Annotated in this window: 18 protein-coding genes; 9 read left to right on the top strand and 9 right to left on the bottom strand. The window is 65.0% G+C overall.

Going from position 1 to position 23,947, the window contains the following annotated elements:
• The first annotated feature begins 17 nt into the window (after positions 1-17).
• The gene (locus NKG59_RS15090; protein ID WP_045205971.1) at positions 18-2,297 is read left to right on the top strand and encodes an arginine/lysine/ornithine decarboxylase; all 2,280 of its coding nucleotides are present in this window, start codon (positions 18-20) and stop codon (positions 2,295-2,297) included.
• A 70-nt stretch (positions 2,298-2,367) separates the two neighbouring features.
• Here NKG59_RS15090 and argH read toward each other — a convergent pair whose 3' ends face one another.
• The 3 genes from argH to NKG59_RS15075 all read right to left on the bottom strand — a co-directional run bounded on the left by argH (position 2,368) and on the right by NKG59_RS15075 (position 5,256).
• Positions 2,368-3,783 (bottom strand): argininosuccinate lyase, encoded by a 1,416-nt coding sequence (gene argH, locus NKG59_RS15085; protein WP_253538255.1) that lies wholly within the window; start codon positions 3,781-3,783, stop codon positions 2,368-2,370.
• A gap of 106 nt (positions 3,784-3,889) precedes the next feature.
• Positions 3,890-4,609, bottom strand: a complete 720-nt coding sequence (locus tag NKG59_RS15080) for an anti-sigma factor (protein ID WP_253538251.1) — start codon at positions 4,607-4,609, stop codon at positions 3,890-3,892.
• Entirely contained in the window at positions 4,609-5,256 is a 648-nt protein-coding gene (locus NKG59_RS15075) for an RNA polymerase sigma factor (RefSeq protein ID WP_253538248.1), read from the bottom strand. The genes NKG59_RS15080 and NKG59_RS15075 overlap by 1 nt, the downstream gene beginning before the upstream one ends.
• 205 nt (positions 5,257-5,461) lie before the next feature.
• Between NKG59_RS15075 and NKG59_RS15070 the strand changes: the two genes are divergently transcribed.
• Positions 5,462-6,067, top strand: coding sequence for a ferritin-like domain-containing protein (locus tag NKG59_RS15070; protein WP_253538230.1), 606 nt, complete (start codon positions 5,462-5,464; stop codon positions 6,065-6,067).
• A 32-nt stretch (positions 6,068-6,099) separates the two neighbouring features.
• Here the strand turns inward: NKG59_RS15070 and NKG59_RS15065 are convergent, their stop codons facing one another.
• Positions 6,100-6,984 (bottom strand): LysR family transcriptional regulator, encoded by an 885-nt coding sequence (locus NKG59_RS15065; protein ID WP_253539102.1) that lies wholly within the window; start codon positions 6,982-6,984, stop codon positions 6,100-6,102.
• Between the two features lie 125 nt (positions 6,985-7,109).
• On the opposite strand from NKG59_RS15065, the gene NKG59_RS15060 reads away from it, so the two are divergent.
• On the top strand, positions 7,110-8,537 hold the full coding sequence (locus NKG59_RS15060; RefSeq protein ID WP_253538228.1) for an MFS transporter: 1,428 nt from the start codon (positions 7,110-7,112) through the stop codon (positions 8,535-8,537).
• Here the strand turns inward: NKG59_RS15060 and ppc are convergent, their stop codons facing one another.
• Positions 8,538-11,546, bottom strand: a complete 3,009-nt coding sequence (gene ppc / locus NKG59_RS15055) for a phosphoenolpyruvate carboxylase (RefSeq protein WP_253538225.1) — start codon at positions 11,544-11,546, stop codon at positions 8,538-8,540. It lies immediately after the preceding gene.
• 108 nt (positions 11,547-11,654) lie between these two features.
• Between ppc and hemC the strand changes: the two genes are divergently transcribed.
• The 3 genes from hemC to NKG59_RS15040 are packed head-to-tail and all read left to right on the top strand — an operon-like array spanning position 11,655 to position 16,021.
• The gene (gene hemC, locus NKG59_RS15050) at positions 11,655-12,671 is read left to right on the top strand and encodes a hydroxymethylbilane synthase (RefSeq protein ID WP_045205978.1); all 1,017 of its coding nucleotides are present in this window, start codon (positions 11,655-11,657) and stop codon (positions 12,669-12,671) included.
• Positions 12,672-12,686: 15 nt separating this feature from the next.
• A complete protein-coding gene (gene hemDX, locus NKG59_RS15045; protein ID WP_253538221.1) occupies positions 12,687-14,825 on the top strand; it encodes a fused uroporphyrinogen-III synthase HemD/membrane protein HemX in 2,139 nt (712 codons plus the stop codon).
• A gap of 2 nt (positions 14,826-14,827) precedes the next feature.
• On the top strand, positions 14,828-16,021 hold the full coding sequence (locus NKG59_RS15040) for a heme biosynthesis protein HemY (protein ID WP_253538218.1): 1,194 nt from the start codon (positions 14,828-14,830) through the stop codon (positions 16,019-16,021).
• A 46-nt stretch (positions 16,022-16,067) separates the two neighbouring features.
• On the opposite strand, the gene NKG59_RS15035 is transcribed toward NKG59_RS15040, so the two are convergent.
• The 3 genes from NKG59_RS15035 to NKG59_RS15025 form a co-directional block, all read right to left on the bottom strand.
• Positions 16,068-17,402, bottom strand: a complete 1,335-nt coding sequence (locus NKG59_RS15035) for an MFS transporter (RefSeq protein WP_253538217.1) — start codon at positions 17,400-17,402, stop codon at positions 16,068-16,070.
• Positions 17,403-17,524: 122 nt separating this feature from the next.
• Complete coding sequence (locus tag NKG59_RS15030) at positions 17,525-18,283, bottom strand: SDR family oxidoreductase (RefSeq protein ID WP_027680820.1); 759 nt, start codon at positions 18,281-18,283, stop codon at positions 17,525-17,527.
• A gap of 39 nt (positions 18,284-18,322) precedes the next feature.
• Positions 18,323-19,759, bottom strand: coding sequence for an aldehyde dehydrogenase family protein (locus NKG59_RS15025; protein ID WP_253538213.1), 1,437 nt, complete (start codon positions 19,757-19,759; stop codon positions 18,323-18,325).
• Between the two features lie 169 nt (positions 19,760-19,928).
• Between NKG59_RS15025 and ppa the strand changes: the two genes are divergently transcribed.
• Both ppa and NKG59_RS15015 read left to right on the top strand, forming a co-directional pair.
• Entirely contained in the window at positions 19,929-20,456 is a 528-nt protein-coding gene (gene ppa, locus NKG59_RS15020; protein ID WP_024975070.1) for an inorganic diphosphatase, read from the top strand.
• Positions 20,457-20,758: 302 nt separating this feature from the next.
• Positions 20,759-20,950, top strand: coding sequence for a hypothetical protein (locus tag NKG59_RS15015; protein WP_045205983.1), 192 nt, complete (start codon positions 20,759-20,761; stop codon positions 20,948-20,950).
• A gap of 65 nt (positions 20,951-21,015) precedes the next feature.
• Here NKG59_RS15015 and NKG59_RS15010 read toward each other — a convergent pair whose 3' ends face one another.
• The gene (locus NKG59_RS15010) at positions 21,016-22,248 is read right to left on the bottom strand and encodes a GNAT family N-acetyltransferase (protein WP_253538209.1); all 1,233 of its coding nucleotides are present in this window, start codon (positions 22,246-22,248) and stop codon (positions 21,016-21,018) included.
• Positions 22,249-22,303: 55 nt separating this feature from the next.
• Here NKG59_RS15010 and NKG59_RS15005 point away from each other — a divergent pair, with 55 nt between their 5' ends.
• The gene (locus NKG59_RS15005) at positions 22,304-23,941 is read left to right on the top strand and encodes an NAD+ synthase (RefSeq protein ID WP_253538207.1); all 1,638 of its coding nucleotides are present in this window, start codon (positions 22,304-22,306) and stop codon (positions 23,939-23,941) included.
• Positions 23,942-23,947: the final 6 nt, after the last annotated feature.

Genomic DNA, 23,947 nt, shown 5'->3' with positions numbered 1-23,947 from the left:
ATCCATAAGGAACCACGATGAAATTCCGCTTTCCCGTCATCATCATTGACGAGGACTTCCGCTCCGAGAACATCTCCGGGTCGGGCATTCGCGCGCTGGCCCAAGCCATCGAGCAGGAGGGGATGGAGGTGACTGGCCTCACCAGCTATGGTGACCTGACCTCGTTCGCTCAACAGTCGAGCCGCGCGTCCACCTTCATCGTCTCGATCGACGACGATGAATTCATCAACCCGGACAGCGACAAGCCTGAGCCGGAAGCAGTTGAAAATCTGCGCGCCTTCGTGGCCGAAGTGCGTCGCCGCAACGCTGACATTCCGATCTTTCTGTACGGCGAAACGCGCACCTCGCGCCATCTGCCGAACGACGTGCTGCGCGAGTTGCACGGCTTCATTCACATGTTCGAGGACACGCCCGAGTTCGTGGCCCGGCACATTATCCGTGAAGCACGCAACTACCTGGATTCACTGCCGCCGCCGTTCTTCAAGGCGCTGATCGACTACGCGCAGGACAGCTCGTATTCGTGGCATTGCCCGGGGCACTCGGGCGGCGTGGCGTTCCTGAAGAGCCCGGTGGGGCAGGTGTTCCACCAGTTCTTCGGCGAAAACATGCTGCGCGCCGACGTCTGCAACGCTGTGGAAGAGCTCGGCCAGCTGCTCGACCACACGGGCCCGGTGGCCGCGTCTGAGCGTAACGCCGCGCGCATCTTCGGCTCGGACCACATGTTCTTCGTGACCAATGGCACGTCGACATCGAACAAGATGGTGTGGCACGCCAACGTGGCGCCCGGCGACATCGTGGTGGTGGACCGCAACTGCCACAAGTCGATCCTGCACGCGATCATGATGACGGGCGCGATCCCCGTGTTCCTGATGCCGACGCGCAACCATTTCGGCATCATCGGCCCGATCCCGAAGAGCGAGTTCGAGCCCGAAACGATCGCCAAGAAGATCGCTGATCACCCGTTCGCCAGCCAGGCCAAGAACAAGAAGCCGCGCATCCTGACCATCACGCAGGGCACGTACGACGGCGTGCTGTACAACGCCGAGATGATCAAGAACATGCTGTCGACCGAAATCGACACGCTGCACTTTGATGAAGCGTGGCTGCCGCACGCGTCGTTCCACCCGTTCTACGAGGACATGCACGCGATTGGTCACAGCCGCCCGCGCAGCAAGGACGCGCTGGTGTTTGCCACGCAGAGTACGCACAAGCTGCTGGCCGGCCTGTCGCAGGCCTCGCAGATCCTCGTGCAGGATTCCGAAACGCGCAAGCTCGATACGTACCGCTTCAATGAGGCGTATCTGATGCACACGTCGACGAGCCCGCAATATTCGATCATCGCTTCGTGCGACGTGGCTGCGGCGATGATGGAGGCGCCGGGCGGCACCGCGCTGGTGGAGGAAAGCATTGCCGAAGCGCTGGACTTCCGCCGCGCCATGCGCAAGGTGGAGCAGGAATACGTCGGCACGAATGGCGGTAGTGGACGTGGCGACGACTGGTGGTTCAAGGTCTGGGGCCCGAACGACCTGTCCGACGAAGGCATCGAAGACCGCGAAGCGTGGATGCTGAAGGCCAACGAGCGCTGGCACGGCTTTGGCAACCTGGCTGAAGACTTCAACCTGCTCGACCCGATCAAGGCCACCATCATCACCCCGGGCCTGGACGTCGACGGCAAGTTCAGCGACTCGGGCATCCCGGCCGCCATCGTGACGCGTTACCTGGCTGAGCACGGCATCATCGTCGAGAAGACGGGTTTGTACTCGTTCTTCATCATGTTCACCATCGGCATCACCAAGGGCCGCTGGAACTCGATGGTGACCGAGCTGCAGCAGTTCAAGGACGATTACGACAACAACCAGCCGCTGTGGCGCGTGTTGCCGGAGTTCGTGCGCCAGTTCCCGCAGTACGAACGCATCGGACTGCGTGAGCTGTGCGACAGCATCCACAGCGTCTACCAGGCCAACGACGTGGCTCGCGTGACGACGGAGATGTACCTGTCGAATATGGAACCGGCGATGAAGCCGTCGGACGCCTGGGCCAAGATGGCCCACCGTGAAACCGAGCGCGTGGCAATCGACGACCTGGAAGGCCGCATCACCGCCATCCTGCTGACCCCGTATCCCCCGGGCATTCCGCTGCTGATTCCTGGCGAACGCTTCAACAAGACGATCGTGCAGTATCTGCAATTCGCACGCCAGTTCAACAAGCTGTTCCCGGGCTTCGAGACCGACATTCATGGTCTGGTCGAGGAGGAAGTCGACGGCAAGATGGGGTATTTCGTCGACTGCGTGCGCTGAGTTTCAGCTGCGCAAAACAAAAACGCCGCGCTGAGTCAGCGCGGCGTTTTTGCTTGGAGCGTGCGGCCGATTATTCAGCCAGCGCCGCGCGTGCAAACGCAATGGCTTGCTTCACCTGCTCCGGCGCCGTTCCACCGATATGGTTGCGCGAGGCGACCGAGCCTTCCAGCGTCAGCACGGCGTGCACATCGTCGCTAATGAGGTCGGACTTGTCGCCCAGGCCGCAGATGTCACGCAGTTGTGCGACGGACAGGTCTGCCAGATCACAGCGCAGGTCGTCGCAAGCGCGCACGGCGTGGGCCACGGCTTCGTGTGCATCGCGGAAGGGCAGGCCACGCTTGACCAGGTAGTCGGCCAGATCCGTGGCGGTGGCGTAGCCTTGCAGCGCAGCTGCACGCATGGCGTCGGCCTTGACGGTGATGCCCGGCACCATGTCGGCAAAGATGCGCAGCGTGTCGACCACGGTATCCACGGTGTCGAACAGCGGTTCCTTGTCTTCCTGATTGTCTTTGTTGTACGCCAGCGGTTGACCCTTCATCAGCGTGAGCAGGCCGATCAGGTGGCCGTTGACGCGGCCGGTCTTACCGCGCGCCAGTTCGGGCACGTCGGGGTTTTTCTTTTGCGGCATGATCGAGCTGCCGGTGCAGAAGCGGTCCGCAATGTCGATAAAGCCCACACGCGGGCTCATCCACAGCACCAGCTCTTCAGAGAGGCGCGAGACGTGCGTCATGATCAGGGCGGCAGCGGCGCAGAATTCGATGGCGAAGTCGCGGTCGGACACGGCATCCAGCGAGTTGCGGCACACGCCGTCAAAGCCCAGTTGCTGCGCGACGAATTCGCGGTCGATCGGGTAGCTCGTGCCGGCAAGCGCCGCGGCGCCCAGTGGCAGGCGATTGACGCGCTTGCGGGCGTCCAGCATGCGCTCGGTGTCGCGGGTGAACATCTCGACGTAGGCCAGCAGGTGATGGCCGAACACCACCGGTTGCGCGACCTGCAAGTGCGTGAAGCCCGGGACGATGGTGTTGGTGTGCTGTTCGGCCAAGTCCAGCAACGCGCTGCGCAAGGCCTTGAGCAGCCCGACGATGTTGTCGATCTCGCTGCGCAGCCACAGGCGGATGTCGGTGGCGACCTGATCGTTGCGCGAGCGGCCCGTGTGGAGGCGTTTGCCGGCGTCGCCCGCCATGGCGGTCAGGCGCGCTTCGATGTTCAGGTGAACGTCTTCCAGGTCAAGCTTCCACTCGAACGTGCCGGCTTCGATCTCCTGGCGGATCTGCGCCATACCCTTTTCGATGGCGGCGCGATCGGCCTCGGCAATGATGCCCTGCTTGGCAAGCATGGCTGCGTGCGCGAGCGAGCCCTGGATATCGAACAGTGCGAGGCGCTTGTCGAAGAACACCGACGCGGTATAGCGCTTGACGAGATCGGACACCGGCTCGTTAAAGCGGGCGGACCACGCTTCGGCCTTCTTGGCGAGTTGGGAGGTCATGGGCGGACAGCTGGAGGAGCGCGGCCGGCGAGAGCGCCAGCCGCAAATTCAGGAAACCGCGATTATATCGCCCGCAGGGCCTTTCAGCCCCCGCGCCAGAGCCTGGCTACAGCGTGTTGTCGATCAGCGCGCCCTTGAAGACGACCGGCCCGGTCGGGCCCTCCGGGTTGGGCGAGCCGCCACGCGGCTCCACGCTGATGGCCAGGGCTGGCACCTGCCGCAACGGCTGCGCCACTGTCAGCCGCACGGCGCGCTGGTGCCCGATTACCCCAAGTGACTGAGGATGCCCGCCGGGCGGCAGCGCCCAGAGCTGCAAAGCCTGTTCAGTGTTGAGCGGCGTTGCATCCAGCCGCTTGAGCGATAGCGTGCCGGTGCGCGCATCCCAGGTGACGAGGACGGCCGCCTGGGCCTTCGCATCCTGCAGCACGGCCACAGCGTTGGCGACAGGCGCCTCGCGCAATTGCTGCGCCAGTCGCAGGTTCAGCCCGATCGCCACCGCCGCGATCACCGCCGCGGCTGCGGTGGCGCCGCGCCAGAAACCCGTGCCTTGCCAGAGCCGTTGCCAGAGGGCTTGCCGCGGCGGCGCCGGCTCGCGCCAGCCGAGTTGCACTTCAACCCGGCAGAGAATTTCCGGCAGCGGCGCCGTGGCTGGCTGGAGCGCGGGCAGGTCGGCCAGATAGCGTTGCCAGCGTTCGACCGTGGCGCGCACGGCGTCGTCGTGGCGAATGATCTGCTCGAACCGGCGGCGTGCACCGGCGCGCAATGTGCCGACCGCATATTCAGCGGCCAGCTTGTCAACGAGATCGGGGTGGCGGCGCGGGTCCATCAGGGTGCTCCGAGGCATTCGCGCAGGCGGTCCAATCCGCGCCGCATCCAGGATTTGACAGTGCCCAGCGGCAGTGACAACGCTTGCGCCAGCTCGCTGTGCGACAGGTCTCGCAGATAGGCGAGCGATATGACTTCGCGCTGCTTCGGGTCCAGGCGCTTGAGGCATTCGGCCAGCGCGCGGGCTTGCTGGCCGGCCAGCGCGAGGTCGGCGGGGCCAGGGGCGTGGTCGGCCAGGACATCGGCGTAGGTGTCATCCAGCGGCACGGATTCCTGCACACGTTCGGCATGTTGCCGGCGCAGACAATCGAGTGCGCGGTTGCGCACGATGGTGCTCATCCACGTCATGGGGGCGGCCATGTGGGGGCGGTAATCACCGGCATGGCGCCAGATGTTGACGAAACTTTCTTGCAAGACGTCCTCGGCCCAGTCCTTCCTGACCAAGATACGCAGCGCGAGCCCAAACAGTTTCGGTGCGCAGCGCGTATATAGCGTGCGTAGGGCGTCGCGGTCACCTAGGCCGATGCGCTGCAGCAACGCCGCCAGCTCTTCCGCGTCGGCGCTTTGGGGGCGAGCTGCCGCGGCCGCCGTCGGCGGATCGGCGTCTTGCGCGGCGTGGTCGTCGGCGGTGCGCTGGAAGGTGAGCACGTGGGCAGCTTTTTGTGGACGGTTCTGCCCAAAGTGTAGGTAGAAACCGCGGTTGTGGGGGGAATTCACGTGAAAGGTGCTGAGGTATTTGCATCCAATTGGATGCGCCCTTCGTATAAGCGATCAGGCGCTGAACAAACGCCCGCGATTCGCATCACGCACCGCACGGGTCGCACTTTTCCCCACATCTGGAAGGAGACCGACGATGGACACAACTAAAGAGATGGATCAGTTGGAAAGTGACAGCCCGCGCATCGACGCGCGCCGCCGCGTGCTGCTGCGCGCACCGGGGCTGATGGCGCTGGGCTCGCTGGCGGCGGTGTCGCTGGGGCAGTCGATGCCGGCCTGGGCCCAGGCCCAATCAGGCAGCGTGAAAGACGACGTCAACATTTTGAACGTGGCGCTGGGGCTGGAGTACCAAGCCATCGCCGCATATCAGGTGGGCGCGGAAAGCGGCCTGTTGCAAAAACCCGTGCTGGCGACGGCCGTGAAGTTCCAGGGCCACCACAAGGCACACGCGGCGGTGCTGGCGGGAACGGTGTCCAAGCTGGGTGGTACGCCGGTCATGGAAAAGAAGGTGGCGGAATACAACTTCCCGGTTAGCCAGCTCAAGACGCAGGCCGACGTGCTGCGTTTTGCCGCCGGGCTGGAGAAGGGCGCTGCCTCGGCTTATCTGGGTGTGATGCCGAATTTCTACACGCGCGACCTGACCAAGGCCGCCGCCAGCATTCTGGGCGACGAGACAATGCATTGGGCGGTGCTGCTCTCGGTGCTGGGTGAAGACCCGGTGCCGGTGGCGTTCATCAGCTAAAAGGTTTGTTGGGCCGCCACACCGGCTGCTCGTTACGGTGTGGCGGTTTTTTTGTGCGCGTCGAATGCTTCGACGATGCAATCGAGCAAGGCCCGCACGCGTGCGGTCTTGTGCAGATCGGCGTGCGTGACGAGCCAGACGTCCTGCATGCTCCGGCGGTTTAGCAGCAAGCGCACCAGTTGCGGATACGCTTGCGCGCGGCGGCACACCAGCTCAGTGATCCCAATGCCTGCGGCCACCGCCTCTAATAGCGCCAGCGCCGAGTTGCTCTGCAAGACGACGCGCCCGCGCGTGATGGGCTCGCCGCAGAGGTCTTCCCACATCCACGGCACTTCATTGCGCGGATAGACCACCAGGTCGTGCCCCGCAAAGGCCGTCCCTTCTTCCGGCTCACCGCGCGCTGCGACGTAGCTCTGGCTCGCATAGATACCGGTTTCCATTTGGCCGATGCGCCGCGCGATGAGGTCTGGTGAATCCGGCCGCACCGTGCGCACGGCCACGTCGGCTTCGCGCTTGGTCAGGTTGGCAATGCTCTTGGACGCCATGCAGACGACGTCGATGCCCGGATGCCGCTGCCGCAGCTGCGCGATGGCCGGCATGACAAAGGTGGCCGCCATGGTGTCGGTCGTGGCCACACGGATCGTGCCGGCGAGTTGGTCGTCGATGCCGGCAACGCGGCGCTCGATGGTGTGTGCCGCCTGCTCCATCGCTTCGGCCGGGCCGATCAGCGCTTCGCCTGCGGGCGTGAGCACCAGCGCGGTCGACGTGCGCAAGAAGAGCTTGGCCGATAGCTCGTCTTCCAGCGCGGCGATGCGGCGGCCCACCGTGGCCTGATCCACGCCCAGGCGCTGGGCCGCGCCGCGGAGCGTGCAGGTGCGCGCCACGGCCAGGAAGAAGCGTCCGTTGTCCCAGTTCACATCGGGCTCCGAATATTCGTAGATGAGTGATGCAAATTTGCAGCGATGCAATGCAAAAACACTGCTTTTTTGCATGCGTTCTCCAGCCTACACTGGGCTGCATGAAATTGCCAAACGGTTCTGCCATGTCTTCATGCAACGCCCACACCATTGCTGCCACGCCCCGGGGTAACTTGCAACCCGATCTCAGCCGATGGCGCCGCAACGCCACGCTGGGCATTCTCACGTCGGGCGTGTTCATGGCGGTGCTCGATACGACCGTGGTCAACGTGGCGCTCATCGCCATGCGCGACAGCCTGCACAGCAGCGTCGCAGAACTTGCCTGGATTGTTGATGCCTACACGCTGGCCTTTGCCGCCTTCATCCTCACAGGCGGTTTGCTGAGTGACCGCATTGGCGCGCGCACCGTGTTCATGGCGGGGATGGCGGTGTTCATCGTGGCCTCGGCCGGCTGTGGGCTGGCGCCTTCAGTGACCACGCTGATTGCCGCGCGCACCCTGCAGGGCGTGGGCGCGGCGATGTTTCTGCCGAGTTCGCTATCGCTCATTCGCAGCACGTTTGAAGACCCGCGCGAGCGCGCCTGGGCCATTGGCCTGTGGGGCGCCATCGTCGCAACTGCCGCGGCCGTGGGCCCGGCGCTGGGTGGCGTGCTGGTCGACACCTATGGCTGGCGCAGTGCCTTCCTGATCAACGTGCCGCTGGGCGTGGTCGGCATGCTGGGTACGTGGGTGATCGTGCGCCACGTGCAGCCTGCACGCGCCAAGCCGTTCGACTGGGCGGGGCAGGTGACGAGCGCCGTGATGCTCGCGGCGCTGTGTTTTGCCGCGATTGAATGGCCGGTGCGCGGCGCGCTATCGCCGTGGGTGTGGGGTACCGCGCTGTTGACGGTGGTGGCCGGGGCGCTGTTCGTCTTGGCCGAACGCCGGGCGCGTGCGCCGCTGGTGCCGCTGGCCTGGCTGGGGCATCGCACGCTGGGCGCGGTCAACGGCGTGGGGTTTCTGCTGAATTTCGGCTATTACGGTGCGTTGTTCGTGCTGAGCCTGCATTTGCAGAATGTCGAACACCTGAGCGCACGCCAGACGGGCCTGGTCATGCTGCCAATGGCGGTGAGCCTGTCGGCGGGCAACATCTTCGCGGGCAAGCTGATGGCGCGTTTTTCTACGCCGACGATGATGCTGAGTGGTCTCTTGATCGGCGCTGCGGGTTTGCTCGCCACGTCGGCTGCGCTGACCGGGCAGGTGCACATCTGGGTGGTGAGTGCAACGATGATGGCTTACGGCGGCGGCACCGCGCTGGCGATCGCGCCCATGACGTCGACCATTCTGTCTGCGGCGCCGGGCGAGCTGGCCGGCACGGCGTCGGGCTTGCTCAACGCTGCGCGGCAGACCGGCAGTTTGTTGGGCGTGGCAGCGGCGGGCGCGGTCGTCACGGTGGTGCCCGGTCTGGCGCATGCCTCGCCGCTGGTGTTTGGCCTGATGACACTGTCGTACGCCGGCGCGATGGCGATGGCGTGGATCAGCCGTCGCCCGGCCGCCACCGCGCTGGCTGCCTGATCAGCCGCTATTGCGAAGGCCAGCCGCAATCCCGTTGATCGACAGGTGGATGCCGCGTCGCACGCGCGCATCGTCACTGCCGGCCTTGCCCGAGCGGAAGCGCTTGAGCAGTTCGACCTGCAAGTGATTCAGCGGATCGAGATACGGGAAGCGGTTCTTGATGGAACGCGCCAGCAGCGGATTGTCGGCCAGGCGCTCCGACCGCCCCGTGATGGCTGCCAGCGTCTGCTCGGTCAACGTGAATTCCGCCGAGATGCGCGAGAACACCGCGTTACGCAGTTTGCGGTCATCGCACAACTGCGCGTAGCGCGACGCCACGTTCAGATCGGCCTTGGACAGCACCATGTCCATGTTCGAGAGCAGGTTCGCAAAGAACGGCCACTGCTTGTGCATGCGCTTGAGCGTGGCCAGGCGCGCGGCGCGGGCCTTGGCGTTGCCAGCGTCATCGAGCCAGCGCTGCACCGCGCTGCCAAAGCCGAACCAGCCCGGCAGCAGCAGACGGCATTGGCCCCACGAGAAGCCCCACGGAATCGCACGCAGGTCTTCAATGCGGCGGTGTTTCTTGTCCATCAGCTTGCGCGAGGCCGGGCGTGAACCGAGGTTCAGGTCGGCAATCTCGGTGATCGGCGTGGTGGCGAAGAAGTAATCCTTGAAGCCCGGGGTTTCGTAGACGAGATTGCGGTACGCGGCAAAGGCGTTGTCCGATAGCGCCTGCATGGCGGCTTCGAAATCTTCCAGGCCCTTTGGCCGGTTGCGCGTAGGCAGCAGCGTCGCTTCCAGCGTGGCCGCGACGATGGTTTCCAGGTTGCGCCGGCCGATCTCAGGATTGGCGAACTTGCTGGAGATGATTTCGCCCTGCTCGGTCAGGCGGATCTGCCCGTTCACCGTGCCCGGCGGCTGCGACAGGATGGCCTGATAGGTCGGACCACCCCCTCGGCCCACCGTGCCGCCGCGGCCGTGGAACAGGCGCAGGCGCACGCCCTTGCGCTCGAACAGCTCCACCAGCGCCAGCTCGGCCTTGTACAGCTCCCAGTTGGAGGTGAGGAAACCGCCGTCCTTGTTGGAATCCGAATAGCCGAGCATCACTTCCTGCTCGTTGCCCTGCGCCGCCAGCACGGCATCGAAGCCGGGCAGGGCAAGCAGGTCGCCCATGATTTCCGGCGCGTTGCGCAAGTCCTCAATGGTTTCGAACAGCGGGATCACCATCACGTCCAGCGCGGCGCTGCCGCTGCCATTGGCGCCCGTGCGGAACATGCCGGCTTCCTTCTGCAGCAGCATCACTTCCAGCAGGTCGGACAGCGTCTCGGTGTGCGAAATGATGTAGTTGCGCACGATGCGATTGCCGTAGCGGGCACGCACTTCCCGGGCGGCGCGGAAGATGTCGATCTCCGACGTGGTCTGCTCGCTGTATGCGTGGAACGGCAGCGTCAGCACGCGCGGCTGTTGCAGCTCGCGCAGCAGCAGCGTGCGTTTGTCGGCCTCGGATAGCGCCGCATAGGCGCCTTCCACACCCGCAACCTTCAGCAGCTCGGCGACGGTCGCTTCGTGCACGTCCGATACCTGACGCAGGTCGATCGATGACAGGTGGAAGCCGAACACATCAATCGCGCGCGCCAGCGATGCCAGTCGCGCATCGGCCAGCACTTCGCCGTGGTGCGCCGCCAAGGAGTCGATCACGATCTGGATGTCGGCGCGCAGTTCTTCTGCGTTGTTGTAAGCCGGGGCGGGGCCGACGGCGTGGCGGCCTGCGTCTTCGCCTGTCAGCTCATGGCACGTGGCAGCCAGGCGCGCATAGACGCCAATCAGCGCACGGCGGTACGGCTCGTCCACGCGGTGTTCGGAATGGTCGGGCGAGCGCTCGGCCAACGCTTGCAGCTCTGTGCTCACATCCACCAGCGACGTCGACATCGACAGCTCCGCACCCAGCGCGTGGATCTCCTCCAGGTACCACGCGAGGATCACGCTCGCCTGCTTCCGTGCAGCGTCGCGCAATGTCGTTGCCGTGACGAAGGGGTTGCCGTCGCGGTCGCCGCCGATCCACGAGCCCATCTGGAAGAAGGGCGGCAGCGGTGCCGGTTCGCCGCGTGCGCCGCGACGCGGGAACGCGGTCGCAATGTCTTCTTCCAGTTCGCGATACAGCGCTGGAATTTCGCGCAGGAAGGTCGTTTTGTAATACGACAGCGCGTTCTCGATCTCGTCAGCCACCATCAGGCGCGTGGTGCGCAGCATGCGCGTTTGCCACAGCTTGGTGACATGGGCGCGCAGCAGCGCGGTGTTGCGCTCGCGCTCGCGCGTGGTGAGCGGTGCATCGCGTTCAGCCAGCAAGCGGGCGATTTCGCGTTGTGCGTCGAGCGTGCTCTTGCGCTGCACCTCCGTCGGGTGGGCGGTCAGCACCGGCACGATCAGCGCGGTTTCGAAGAATCGGCGCAGCACGTCGCCCGACAGCCCTTCATCCGCGGCCGACAGCAGCGCGCGCATCAGGCTGCCCGGCTGCGGCGGCGATCCGGCCAGCGCATGCACGCGGCGGCGGCGATTGTGGTGCTGGTCTTCAGCGATGTTCGCCAGGTGCGAGAAATAGCTGAAGGCGCGCACCACCGACGTGGTTTGGTCGCGCGAGAGGGTTTTCAGCAGCCGGTCGAGATCCTGCTCGGCCTGGCGGTCGCCGTCGCGGCGAAAGCGCACGGCAGTCTGCCGGATGGTTTCAACCGTTTCGAAGACGGTGCCGCCTTCCTGGTCACGCAGCACGTCGCCCAGCAGGCGCCCGAGGAAGCGGATGTCTTCCTTCAGCGGCTGATCCTTGGCCGCGGCGCTGCCCGACGAGCGTCGGGAAGTGGGGCCGAGTGATGCGCCGTTGGCTTCGTCCGCACCATTGGCCTTGGTCACCGGTTTGGAGGCGGGCTTGGCAGCCTTGATGGCCTTCGGGGCCTTGCTGGTCTTGGCGGGGGCGGCGGAAGGCTTGCGGGCGGTGGTCGCGCGCGAGGAAGCGCGGCGCGCGGCGGGCTGCGTCATGGTGTCTCCTAGGTTGGGTAGGTAAGGTGCCTGAACGGCCCTCTTTTCTGCATCACTTCAACGTGATAGCCGGACTGTCGCGAAAAAGCTGCGTGCTACCATTGCCGCATGTCTTCCAACGCCCGCCCGACTTCCCGTCAATCCCAGCTTGCAACGACTCCTGCAGCCCAGGCGCCGACCAAGCTGGTCATTGCCTCGCGCGAAAGCCGGCTTGCCCTCTGGCAAGCCGAACACGTGCGTGCTGCATTGCAAAAATACTATCCCGCGTGCGACGTGTCCATCCTTGGAATGACCACGCGCGGCGACCAGATTCTCGACCGCTCCCTCGCGAAGGTGGGGGGCAAAGGTTTGTTTGTTAAGGAACTGGAAGTCGCGCTGGCCGAGGGGCGCGCCGATCTCGCCGTGCATTCGCTCAAGGATGTGCCGATGGAATTGCCCGAAGGCTTTGCGCTGTCGGCCATCCTCGAACGCGAAGACCCGCGCGATGCCTTTGTTTCCAACGACTACGCCGATCTGGCCTCGCTGCCGGCAGGCGCCGTCGTGGGCACGTCCAGTCTGCGCCGCGAGGCTTCGCTGCGGGCGCGCTTCCCGCATCTGGTCATCCAGCCGCTGCGGGGCAACCTCGATACGCGCCTCGGCAAGCTTGATCGTGGCGACTACGCTGCCATCATCCTGGCCGCTGCCGGGCTCAAGCGCCTGGGGCTGGCTGATCGCATCCGCTCGACCATCGCGCCGGAAGAATCGCTGCCAGCAGCAGGGCAGGGCGCGCTCGGCATCGAGATTCGCGCCGATCGCGCAGACGTGCGAGCGTGTCTTGCGCCGCTGCACGATGAGCCCACAGCGCTGGCTGTGACTGCCGAACGCGCGGTTTCGCGCATTCTCGGCGGTTCGTGCCAAGTGCCGCTGGCCTCGTTTGCGCAGTGGTCGGATGCCGGCGCGCTGCGCCTGCGCGCCTTTGTCGCTTCGCAGGACGGTACCCGCAAACTTGCCGCGGATGGCGAAACCACGCCATCCACGCTGGCCGAAGCGGACGCACTTGGCGTGCGCGTCGCCCAGCAGATGCTGGCCGGTGGCGCACGCGACATCCTTGCCATGCTGGGCGCCGACGCCTCACCCGCTACCTAACTTCCACGGCTCGCCATGGACGACCACTTGCCACTGCGCTTGTCACCATCGTCGCCCGCATCCAGCACGCCGCCTGTTCAACCGGCAACCCCGCCCGTGGTGGTGGTCACGCGTCCGCGCGCGCAGGCGCCCATGCTGGTGGCGGCGCTTGAGCGCCACGGCCTGCGCACGCATCAGTTTCCGCTGCTCGACATTGCGCCGACACCCAATCTCGACGACTTGCGTGCCGCGCTGGGCGATCCCTCGCGCTATGCGCTGGTCGTGTTCGTCAGCCCTAACGCCGTGCAGCAGGCATTTGCCGCCATGCCGGAAGGTTTCCGCTGGCCGCAGGAAGTGCCTGTGGCGGTGGTGGGCCCCGCGAGCGCACTGGCGCTTGCCCAGCACGGCGTTGCGCCGCCCGCGCACCGTGTGATCAAGCCCGACACGCATGCCGACGACGCTCGTCAGGATTCCGAAGCGCTGTACGCGCGGCTGGATGTGCCCGCGTTGAGCGGCCGTGAAGTTCTGATCGTGCGCGGCAATGGCGGCCGCGAATGGCTGGCCGATCAACTGCGCGAAGCCGGCGCATCGGTCCGTACGGTGGAAGCCTATCGCCGCAGCGTGCCGGTGCCCGATGCCGCGGCGTGGCTCGCCTTGCGTGCCGTGCTTTCGGCCCGCCACGCCTGGACGCTCACCAGCTCCGAGGCCGTCCGCAATCTCGATGAACTGGCCCGTGCCAATCTGTTGCCCGCCGATCTGGATACGCTGCACGGCGCGCCATGCTTTGCTTCGCACGCCCGCATCGTCGAACAGGCCAAATCGCTGGGCTTTCGCGACGTGACGCTCACCGGCGCCGGCGACGACCGGCTCCTCGCCAGCGTGCTCGCGTGGGCCGGGCCAGTATCGGCACCCGAGCAAGCCCCGGCAAAGGCGTCAGCTGAATCAAACCCGTCTACTTCTTCTTCCACTGTGACGCAGACTCCCGTTCCCTCGGCGGCTCCCGCTTCTGCCCCTGCTTCGACACCAGCGCCCGCATCTGCGGAAGCCAAGCCGAGCCCAGTGCCTGCGCCTGCTGCTCCGCCGGCTGCGTTTGCGCCCACCATGACGGTCAACCATGCGCCGCGCCGTGGCGGTTGGCTGATCTGGGTGGCGCTGGTTGCGGTCGTGGCGGCCGTGGCCGCGCTGCAGGTGCGCAATGAGCGTCTGGCACGCGAGATCCGTCAGCACGCCCAGACGAACGAAGCGCTGGCGCAGGAGATGCGCGTGCTGTCACGTGCGGACCAGGATTCGGTTTCCCAGCTGCAACAGAAATTCGGCGCGCTGGATGCCCGCACCGCTGAAACGCGCGATCGCCAAGCCGCGCTGGAGCAGGCCAACCAAGACCTTCTGCGCAATCGCGATGACTGGCAGCGCGCCGAGATCCAGCGTTCGCTGGAGGTCACCGCCGAGCAACTGCAACTGACCGGCAATGTCGCCGGTGCACTGGCTGCGCTGCAAACGGTCGACGCGCGCCTCGCCACGCTCGACAAGCCACAATTCAACGCCGTGCGCCGGGCGGTATCGCGCGACGTGGCCAAGCTCAAGGCGATGCCGTCGTTTGATCTGGCGGGTGCGGCACTGCGGTTGGATGACGCCATCAACGCTGTAGACACGCTGCCGCTCATCTCGTCGGCCCAGCCGCTCGAGACGGAACAGGCTGCACAGGCGCCGCATGCTGCCGTGAAACCCACGAAGAATGCCAAGGCGCGTGCTGCGGCCGCGTCGGCGCCGGTTGCATCCACGCCGCCAAACGCTGGATGGTCGGCGGGCGTGCGCGCCTGGTGGGGCCGCCTGTGGAACGACGTGCGCGGCGAATTGGGCCAAATCGTACAGGTGCGCCGCGTCGATCAGACCGAGGCACTGCTGCTCTCTTCCGACCAAGCGTGGTTCCTGCGCGAAAACCTCAAGCTGCGCCTGATGAATGCGCGCCTGGCGTTGCTCTCGCGTAATGACGCTGTGTTCCGTGCCGACCTGGGGCGTGCCGATACGCTGCTCGCGCGCTACTTCGATACGCAGTCTTCGCGCGTGACCACGGTGCAGAATCAACTGTCGCAGGTGCGCGCGACGGCCGGCACGCTGCAGGTGCCGACGCTGGCTGACAGCCTTGCCGCCGTGCGCGGTTCGGGCAAGGAGTGAGCATGCGCTGGGTATTCTGGGTCGCGCTCCTGTTTGCCGCCGCCGTTGGGCTGGCGTTGTTCACTGAACTCAACTTGAGCAACGTCGTGCTGTTCTACCCGCCGTACCGGGTCGAGATGTCGCTCAATTTCGTGCTGGCTGCGTTGCTGGCGACGTTCGTGGTGCTGCATCTTGTGATGCGCCTTTTCCACCATGTGGCCGGCATGCCGGCGCGTGCTGCCGCGTATCGCGAGCGCAACCGCATCCTGAAGGCATCGGCCGCGTTGCGCGAAGCAATGGAGAGCTTGTTTGCCGGCCGCTTCGGCCATGCGGAACGCCAGGCACGCGAAGCCCAGGCCTGGGAGCCGCAGCGCGAGACGGCCGCGCTGATCGGCGCCCGTGCCGCACACCGCATGCAGGAGACCGAGCGCCGCGACGCCTGGATGGCCGAAGTGTCGTCGCCCGATCGTGAGCAGGCGAAGCTTGTGTCGATGGCCGAATTGCTGGTCGACGCACGCGATGCGGAAGGTGCGCTGGAGAAGATCGCGCAACTGCAATCGCAGGGCTCTCGGCAGATTCAGGCGCAACGCATTGCCCTGCGCGCGCATCAGCATTTGAAGAACTGGAGCGAGGTGCTGCGCCTCACGCGCGCCCTGGAAAAGCGCAACGCCATCCATTCCGTGCTGGCCGCGCGTCTCAAGCAGATGGCGTGCGAAACGCTGCTGGCCGAGCGCCGCCACGATGCCGATGCGCTGAACAGCTTCTGGCGCGAACTGACCACGGAAGAACGCCGCTCGCCGCGCATTGCCTCACAGGCGGCGCTGTATTTCGCGCAGCTTGGCCGCACCGATGACGCCAAGCGCATTGTTGAAGATGGCCTGAAGACGCATTGGGATAGCCGCCTGATCCGCCGCTACGCCGATTGCGCAGTGCCGGGCAAGGCGCTGCCGCTGATCCAGCAAGCCGAGAAATGGCTCGCCCAGCATCCGGTGGATGCCGACCTGTTCTACACGCTCGGCATGCTGTGCTTCAAGGAGCAGCTCTGGGGCAAGGCGCAGTCGAACCTGGAGTCGGCATTGAAGTATGCCGATGCGGATCACTCCGGCAACCTACGCGCCCATGCGCATCTGGCGCTTGCACAGATGTTCGAGCAGACGGAGCGCATGGAAGACGCGCAGCGCCACTACCGGCAAAGCGCATTGCTTGCCGTGAAATGAAAAAGGCCGGGATGACCCCGGCCTTTTTTCTTGCTGGTGACGGCGCCTATTTGTTCACCATCCGTGCCGGGACGGAAAGCGTGAGGATCGCACCCAGCACCATCGACGCGGCCAGCATGTACATGCCCGAATCGGTGCTCTGCGTGGCGTCTTTCAGCCAGCCGACGGCGTATGGGCTCAGGAAGCCCGCAAGGTTGCCCAGCGAATTGATGAGCGCAATGCCAGCGGCGGCGCCCGTGCCGGCCAGGAACGCAGTCGGCAGGCTCCAGAACAGTGGCAACGTGGTCAGGATGCCCATGGTGCCGAGTGTGAGGGCGGCCATGGCCAGCGTGGTGTCGGTGTGCCACACGGCCGACAGCACGAGCCCGATTGCCCCCACCACCGCGGGAATCGCGATGTGCCAGCGGCGCTCACGCAGGCGGTCGGCGCTGCGGGCTACCAAGACCATGGCGACGACCGCCGCGCCGTACGGAATCGCCGTCAGCAAGCCCACCGAGAACGGATCGGCCACACCGGTCTGCTTGATCAGTGTCGGCAGCCAGAAGCTGACGCCATACAGGCCCATCACGAAGGTGAAGTAGATCAGGCTCATCAGCCACACGCGCGGGCTGGCCATGACGGTGCGGATGGGCGGGTCTTCCTTCTCGGCGTCTTCGGCGGCGATGTTGCGGGCGAGCAGGTCTTTCTCTTCGTCCGTCAGCCACTTCGCGTGGCTGATGCGATCGTCCAGATAGGCCAGCACGAAGATGCCGACGATGATCGAGGGGATGCCTTCGATCAGGAACATCCACTGCCAGCCGGCCAGGCCGTAGACGCCGCCAAACGCCTTCATCGCCCAACCCGAGATGGGGCCCCCGATCACGCCCGACAGCGCAATCGCCGTCATGAAGAAGGTGGTAGTGCGCCCGCGCCGCTGCGCCGGATACCAGTACGTGAGGTACAGGATGATGCCCGGGAAGAAGCCGGCTTCTGCCAGGCCCAGCAGAAAGCGCATCACGTAGAACATGGCCGGCGTGGTCACGAACATCATGGCCGCCGAGATGATGCCCCACGAAATCATGATCCGCGCAATCCAGATGCGCGCGCCTACGCGATGGAGGACCACGTTGCTCGGCACTTCAAAAAGGAAGTAGCCGATGAAGAAGATGCCCGCGCCAAGGCCGTAGATGGTCTCGCTGAACTTGAGGTCGTTGAGCATCTGCAGCTTGGCAAAGCCCACGTTGACGCGATCGAGATACGCGACCACGTAGCACAGCAGCAGGAATGGAACGAGGCGCCACGTCACCTTGCGGTAAGTGGCTTCTTCAAATGCGCTTGTGGACTGGGGCGGCAACGTGCCTGTGCCGCCGACCGGTGAGGTGGGTGGGGTGGTGATGGCCATCGGGTCTCCAGAGTTATTGTGAGTTCAGGCCGAGTGCTCCTCGTTACCGACCTCGGCCTGGAAAACCGCCACAGCATTCTGCGCTTCTCGGGCGAATGCGCCAAGGCGCCCGCCGGCAGGGTTTATACGCAGCGCCCGCCGTCCACTTCCAAACACGTGCCGGTAATGAACTCCGCTTCGTCCGACGCCAGATACAGGCATGCGTTGGCCACATCCTGCGGCGTGGAAAGCCGCCCCATCGGGATCGTCGCCAGGAAGCGCGCGCGGTTCTCGGGGGTGTCGGGTACGCCCATGAACTGCTCGATGAGGCCCGTGGCGCCCATCACCGGGTTCACGCAGTTCACGCGGATCTTGTCGGGGCCAAGCTCCGCCGCCATCGCCTTGCTTGCCGTGATGACGGCGCCCTTGCTGGCGTTGTACCAGACGAGCCCCGGCCGTGGCCGGATGCCCGCAGTGGACGCCACGTTGACGAACACGCCGCCGCCGCGCTCGCGGAAGTGCGGGACGATGTGATGTGCGGTCCAGTAAATGCTCTTCACGTTGACGGCCATCACGCGGTCGAACTCATCTTCGGTGATCTGCAACAGCGGCTTGTTCTTATGCGTGGTGCCGGCGTTGTTCACGACGATGTGCAGATCGCCATAGCGCGCCAGCGTGGCGCCCAGCAGCTTGGCGACGGAGTCACCATTGGACACGTCGGCCTGCACGAAATGCGCATCGCCGCCGGCCACGCGAATAGCGCTGGCCACGCGTTCGCCGGCCTCCGCATTCAAGTCATTGACGACGACGCGCGCACCTTCGCGGGCAAAGGTGTTGGCGATGCCCTCTCCAAAACCCGAACCTGCGCCTGTGACGATGGCGATTTTGCCGGCAAGCCGCATGGTGTCTCCTCGTGTTGTGGGTGGATGTTGCGTTGCGCCTTAACCGTGACGAATGGCGATGGTCTTGAGTGTGGTGAAGCCGTAGAGCGCTTCAAAGCCCTTTTCGCGCCCGTGGCCCGATTGGCCCGTTCCGCCGAAGGGCAGTTCAACGCCGCCGCCGGCGCCGTAGTTGTTGATGAAGACCTGGCCCGCCCTGAGTTTGCGTGCGAGGCGCATCTGGCGGCCACCGTCGTTCGTCCACACGCCGGCCACCAGGCCGTACGGTGTGCCGTTGGCCAGGGCCAGCGCTTCGGCTTCGGTATCGAACGGCATGGCGGCCAGCAGCGGGCCGAACACTTCCTGCTGTGCGAGGCGGTGCGTGTGCGGCACATCGCGCAGCAGCATCGGCGCCTGGTAGTAGCCGGTCTCGGGCGCCTCGGGCACTACCTGGCCCTGCGCCATCACCGGAATGTTGGCGTGCTGCGCATCCGAGACGAAATCCCATACGCGCTGCTGCTGCTTGGGGTTGATGAGCGGGCCGCAATCCAGGTCCAGTGACGAGGGGCCGACCCTAATGGATTCAAACACCATGGCCAATCGATCCAGCATCGCCTCGTAAACGCTGCGCTCGATCAGTACACGGCTGCCGGCAGAGCACGTCTGCCCGGCGTTCTGGATGATGCCGTTCACCACGGCTGGAATAGCCGCTTCCAGATCGGCGTCGGCAAACACGATCTGCGGAGATTTGCCGCCAAGTTCCAGCGTCACGGGCACGTGGTTTTCCGCGGCCGCTCGCACAACGGCTTTGCCCGTTTCCGGTGACCCTGTGAACGACACATGATTGATCCCGGGATGCGCCGCCAGTGCCGCACCTGCTTCGTGGCCATAGCCGGTCACGATGTTGAGTGCGCCATCGGGCAGGCCCGCCTCGGCGGCCAGCTCGGCCACGCGCAGGATCGACAGGCACGCGTCTTCCGCCGGCTTGACCACGCACGCGTTGCCTGCCGCCAATGCAGCGCCCACGCTGCGCCCGAAGATCTGCATCGGGTAGTTCCACGGGATGATGTGCGCCGTTACGCCATGAGGCTCGCGCACGGTCAGCACGGTGGTATCGGCCGGGTAGGGGATGGTTTGCCCGTGCAGCTTGTCGGCCGCACCGGCGTAGAACTCGAAGTAGCGGGCCACGGCGCGGGCGTCGGCGCGCGCCTGGCGCATGGGCTTGCCGGTGTCGCGGGCTTCCAGGCGGGCCAGCTCTTCTTCGTGATCGGCCAGGCGCAGGGCCACGCGCATGAGCAAGCGGCCGCGCTCGGCGGGTGCCAACTGGCCCCAGACGCCCTCGAACGCACGCCGCGCCGCATGCACGGCCACGCTGATGTCGGTGGCGTTGCCGCGCGCAATCTCGGCAAAGGATTGGCCGTCGGACGGATCGAACACCTTGATGCGCATGCCCGAATCGGGCGACATCAGACGGTTGGCGATGAAGTGCTGGGCATGCATGGGGGGTTCCTGCAAAAGATCGGCAACGCACGATTTTCGCACGGGCGCGGCGTTGTCAGGGGAAGCGGCCGGGTGTCAGGAGCTATAATGCCCGCCGACAGTTTTTCACGCTTCTTTCTAACCATTTGCGTCGCGTTTTTACGCACTTCGCGCATTCCGGAGCATTTCCATGAGCTTCAACAACGTCTCGCCGGGCAAGGACATCCCCAACGACTTCAACGTCATCATCGAGATCCCGGCGCAAAGCGACCCGGTCAAGTACGAAGCCGACAAGGAAACCGGCCTGCTGTTCGTGGACCGCTTCGTTGGTACCGGCATGCGCTACCCGGCTAACTACGGCTTCATCCCGCAGACGCTTTCGGGCGACGGTGACCCGGTCGACGTGTTGGTCGTCACGCCGTTCCCGCTCATCCACGGTTGCGTGGTGCGCTGCCGTGCCCTGGGCATGCTCAAGATGACGGACGAGTCCGGCGTGGATGCCAAGCTGGTTGCCGTGCCTGTCAACAAGCTGAGCCCGGCCACGGCCCACATGACCGACCTGTCGGACATCGGCCAAAACCTGCTGGACCAGATCAAGCACTTCTTTGAGCACTACAAGGCGCTGGAAGCCGGCAAGTGGGTCAAGGTCGAAGGCTGGGGCGGCATTGAAGAAGCCCACAAGGAAATCGCCGACGGCGTTGCCAACTATAAGAAGTAAGCGATTTCAGGATTTTGCCGTACGGCATGTCTGACAAATCCCGGCCTCCGGATGGAGCGCCGGGATTTTTTCTTTGCGAAGCGGTCATCAGCGCAGCACGCGGAGATTTGTCGACTCGCGTCCGGTCGCCATTTGCACCCGGGACAGAGCTGCAGTATGTGTTCTGTGATATTTTTCACGAATTTCGCATACTTACCGCCCGGTAGTTCTGCTACACAGAGATTTAAGAAACGCTCATTTGCCCACCGGAAACGGCCCCTCTAGACTCCCCGTCAAGTTTGACTCCAACCCTTGGTACTGCGATGTTGAACAAGACCGTTGTCGTTCCCGTGCTTTCCGCTGTGGCCATGGCCGCATTCACTGTGTGGGCGCTGCTGGTTGGTCCGCCGGACGCTGCCCACGCTGGCGAGCGTGCCGTCGCATCGGCCCCTGTGGCGGTGGATTCAAGCACTGCACACTGCGTGATCGCTCACCAGAAGCCTGCCGCGCCCTAAGTTTCACCTCCGCGTCCGCCGTTCGTGCGGACGCTGTCTTTCCCGCCTCCGCTGTTTTCCCCTGGCTAATCCGATTCTGATCGTTGCCTGAACGGCGAGCGGTCCGTCAGTTCGTCGAGATACGCTTCCATACCGGCCGTTTCGCGGTCGAGGAACCTGCTCACTGCATCGGCAAATGCCGGGTGTGCGAGCCAGTGTGCCGACAGCGTCGCAACGGGCTCGAAGCCGCGCGCCATCTTGTGCTCGCCTTGCGCGCCACCTTCGAACGTGCGGATGCCGTGCGTGATGCAGTACGTCAGCGGCTGGTAATACGCCGTCTCGAAGTGCAGGCAAGGGTGGTGCTCGATCGCGCCCCAGTAGCGGCCGTACATGACGGACGCTTCGGACCGCGTGTCGATGACCAGCAGCGCGCTGGCGATATCGTTGCCTTCGCGCGAGGCGATCACCAGCAGGAGGTTTTCCGGCATCGTCTGGCCGATCTGGCGGAAGAACTCTAGGTTCAGATACGGCGACGAGTGATGCTCGCGGTAGGTGGTGCGATAGCAGCGGTGGAAGAAGCGCCAGTCAACGTCTGTCGCCGCTGCGCCAGGCACGTGGCGGAACGTAATGCCCGCGTCGTGCACGCGGCGGCGTTCGGCGCGGATATTCTTGCGCTTCTTCTGCTCCAGCGCGGCCAGAAAGTCGTCGAAGCTGGCAAAGCCCGGATTGCACCAATGGAACTGCACCCCTTGCCGCAGCAGCATGCCTGCCGCACGCATTTGCTCGGCCTCGCTGGCGGTAGGAAAGAGCACATGCAGCGATGACAACTCGCTCTGCCGCGCAACCGCCAGCAACGTGTCGAGCAGCGCCGCGCGCGCAGCCGCATCCCGCGCCAGCAACCGCGCACCCTGTACCGGCGTAAACGGCACGGCCGACAGCCATTTCGGGTAGTACTCCAGCCCATGCTGCGCGTATGCATTGGCCCACGCCCAGTCGAAGACGTACTCGCCATAGGAGTGGCCCTTCACATACAGCGGTACGGCCGCAGCGAGCACTTCGCCATCGGGGCCGTCTTCCCACAGCGTCAGGTATTGCGGCGACCAGCCGGTGTCAGGCGATGCGCTGCCGCTCTCATGCAGGGCGTGCAGGAAATCGAAACGCAGGAAGGGCGTCGCCTCGGGCTGCAGGGCGAGCAGGGCGTCCCACGCCTCGCGGCCGATGTCGCGCAGATCGGTCACAAGTCGCATGCGATAATTGGTCAATTCGTGCCGCGAACCAGCGTGCGCTTGGGGCTCGGGAAAAAGGGGGCGAGAGGTCATGCCGCCGATTCTAATTCCAGCTTCGAATGCCGCGCTTGCAATCCACATTGCCCCCATGACCGTCTCTGTCGCTCTCGCCCAGATCAACTGCACCGTCGGCGATTTCGCCGGCAATGCTGCCCGCATCGTCGCCGCCGCGCGCGAAGCGCACCAGGCTGGTGCGCGCATTCTGCTCACGCCGGAACTGTCGCTCACCGGCTATCCGCCCGAAGATCTGTTGCTGCGCCCGGCCTTTATCGATGCCAGCGCGCGCGCGCTCGATGCGCTGATCGCCGAGCTGGCGGTCTTCCCCGGTTTGCACGTGCTGATCGGGCACCCGCAACTCTCGCTGGAAGCCCCGGCGCCCGGCCTGTTGCCCAAGCCCACGAACAGCGCCACAGTGGCCGCGGACGGCCGCGTGGTCGGCCGGTACAACAAGCTGGAACTGCCCAATAACGAGGTTTTTGACGAGAAGCGCTACTTCCAGCCCGGCACCGAGCCCTTTGTGTTCGAAGTGGACGGCACGCGCTTCGGCATCATCATCTGCGAAGACGCCTGGTATGCCACAGCCACGGCCTATGCCAAGGCCGCCGGCGCGCAGGTGGTGCTGATCCCAAACGCCTCGCCGTATCACCTCGACAAGGAAGACCTGCGCGAGCGGATCATCGGTGACCGCGTGAAGGAATCGGGCTTGCCGCATGTGTATGCGAACCTGGTCGGCGGGCAGGATGAGCTCGTCTTCGATGGCGGCTCGTTCGTGCTCGATGCCGAAGGCAACGTCGTCGTGAGGATGGGGCAGTTTGTGGAGGGCGTCGGCTACGCGCAGTTCGATGGCGGACGCGCGCTGCCGGGCACGATCGTGCCGGAGCCTTCGCTTGAAGCCCAGGTGTACGAGGCGCTCAAGCTGGGCGTGCGCGATTACCTCGGCAAGAACGGCTTCCCGGGCGCGATCATCGGCTTGTCGGGCGGCGTCGATTCCGCTTTGGTGCTGGCGATTGCCGTCGATGCGCTGGGCGCGGATCGCGTGCGCGCGGTGATGATGCCCTCGCGTTACACGGCAGATATCTCGTGGGTGGATGCGCGCGACATGGCGGCCCGCCTGGGCGTGCAGTACGACGAAATCGCCATCAGCCCGATGTTCGACGCCTTCAAGGGCGCGCTGGCGGAGGAGTTCCGCGGGCTGCCCGAAGATGCGACGGAAGAGAACATCCAGGCGCGCATTCGCGGCACGCTGCTGATGGCGCTGTCCAACAAGAGCGGCCGCATCGTGCTGACGACCGGCAACAAGAGCGAAATGGCGGTCGGCTACTGCACGTTGTACGGTGACATGGCCGGTGGTTTTGCCGTCATCAAGGACATCTTCAAGACGCTGGTCTACCGGCTGTGCCGCTATCGCAATACGTTGTCGGAAGTGATTCCGGAGCGCATCCTGACCCGTGCGCCGTCGGCCGAGCTGCGCGAGAACCAGACCGACCAAGACAGCCTGCCCGAATACGATGCACTCGACGCCGTCGTGCAGCGCTACATGGAGCAGAACCAGCCGGTGGCCGACATCATCGCTGCGGGGTTTGCCGAGGCCGACGTGCAGAAGATCGTGCGCCTCATCAAGATCAACGAGTACAAGCGGCGTCAGGCGCCAGTGGGCATCCGCGTGACGCAGCGGGCGTTCGGGCGCGACTGGCGATATCCGATTACGTCGCGTTTCAAAGAGTAAGCCGCC

The sequence above is a fragment of the Ralstonia chuxiongensis genome (assembly GCF_024158925.1).
Taxonomy (GTDB): Bacteria; Pseudomonadota; Gammaproteobacteria; order Burkholderiales; family Burkholderiaceae; genus Ralstonia; species Ralstonia chuxiongensis.
This window is presented reverse-complemented; position numbering and strand designations above follow the sequence as displayed.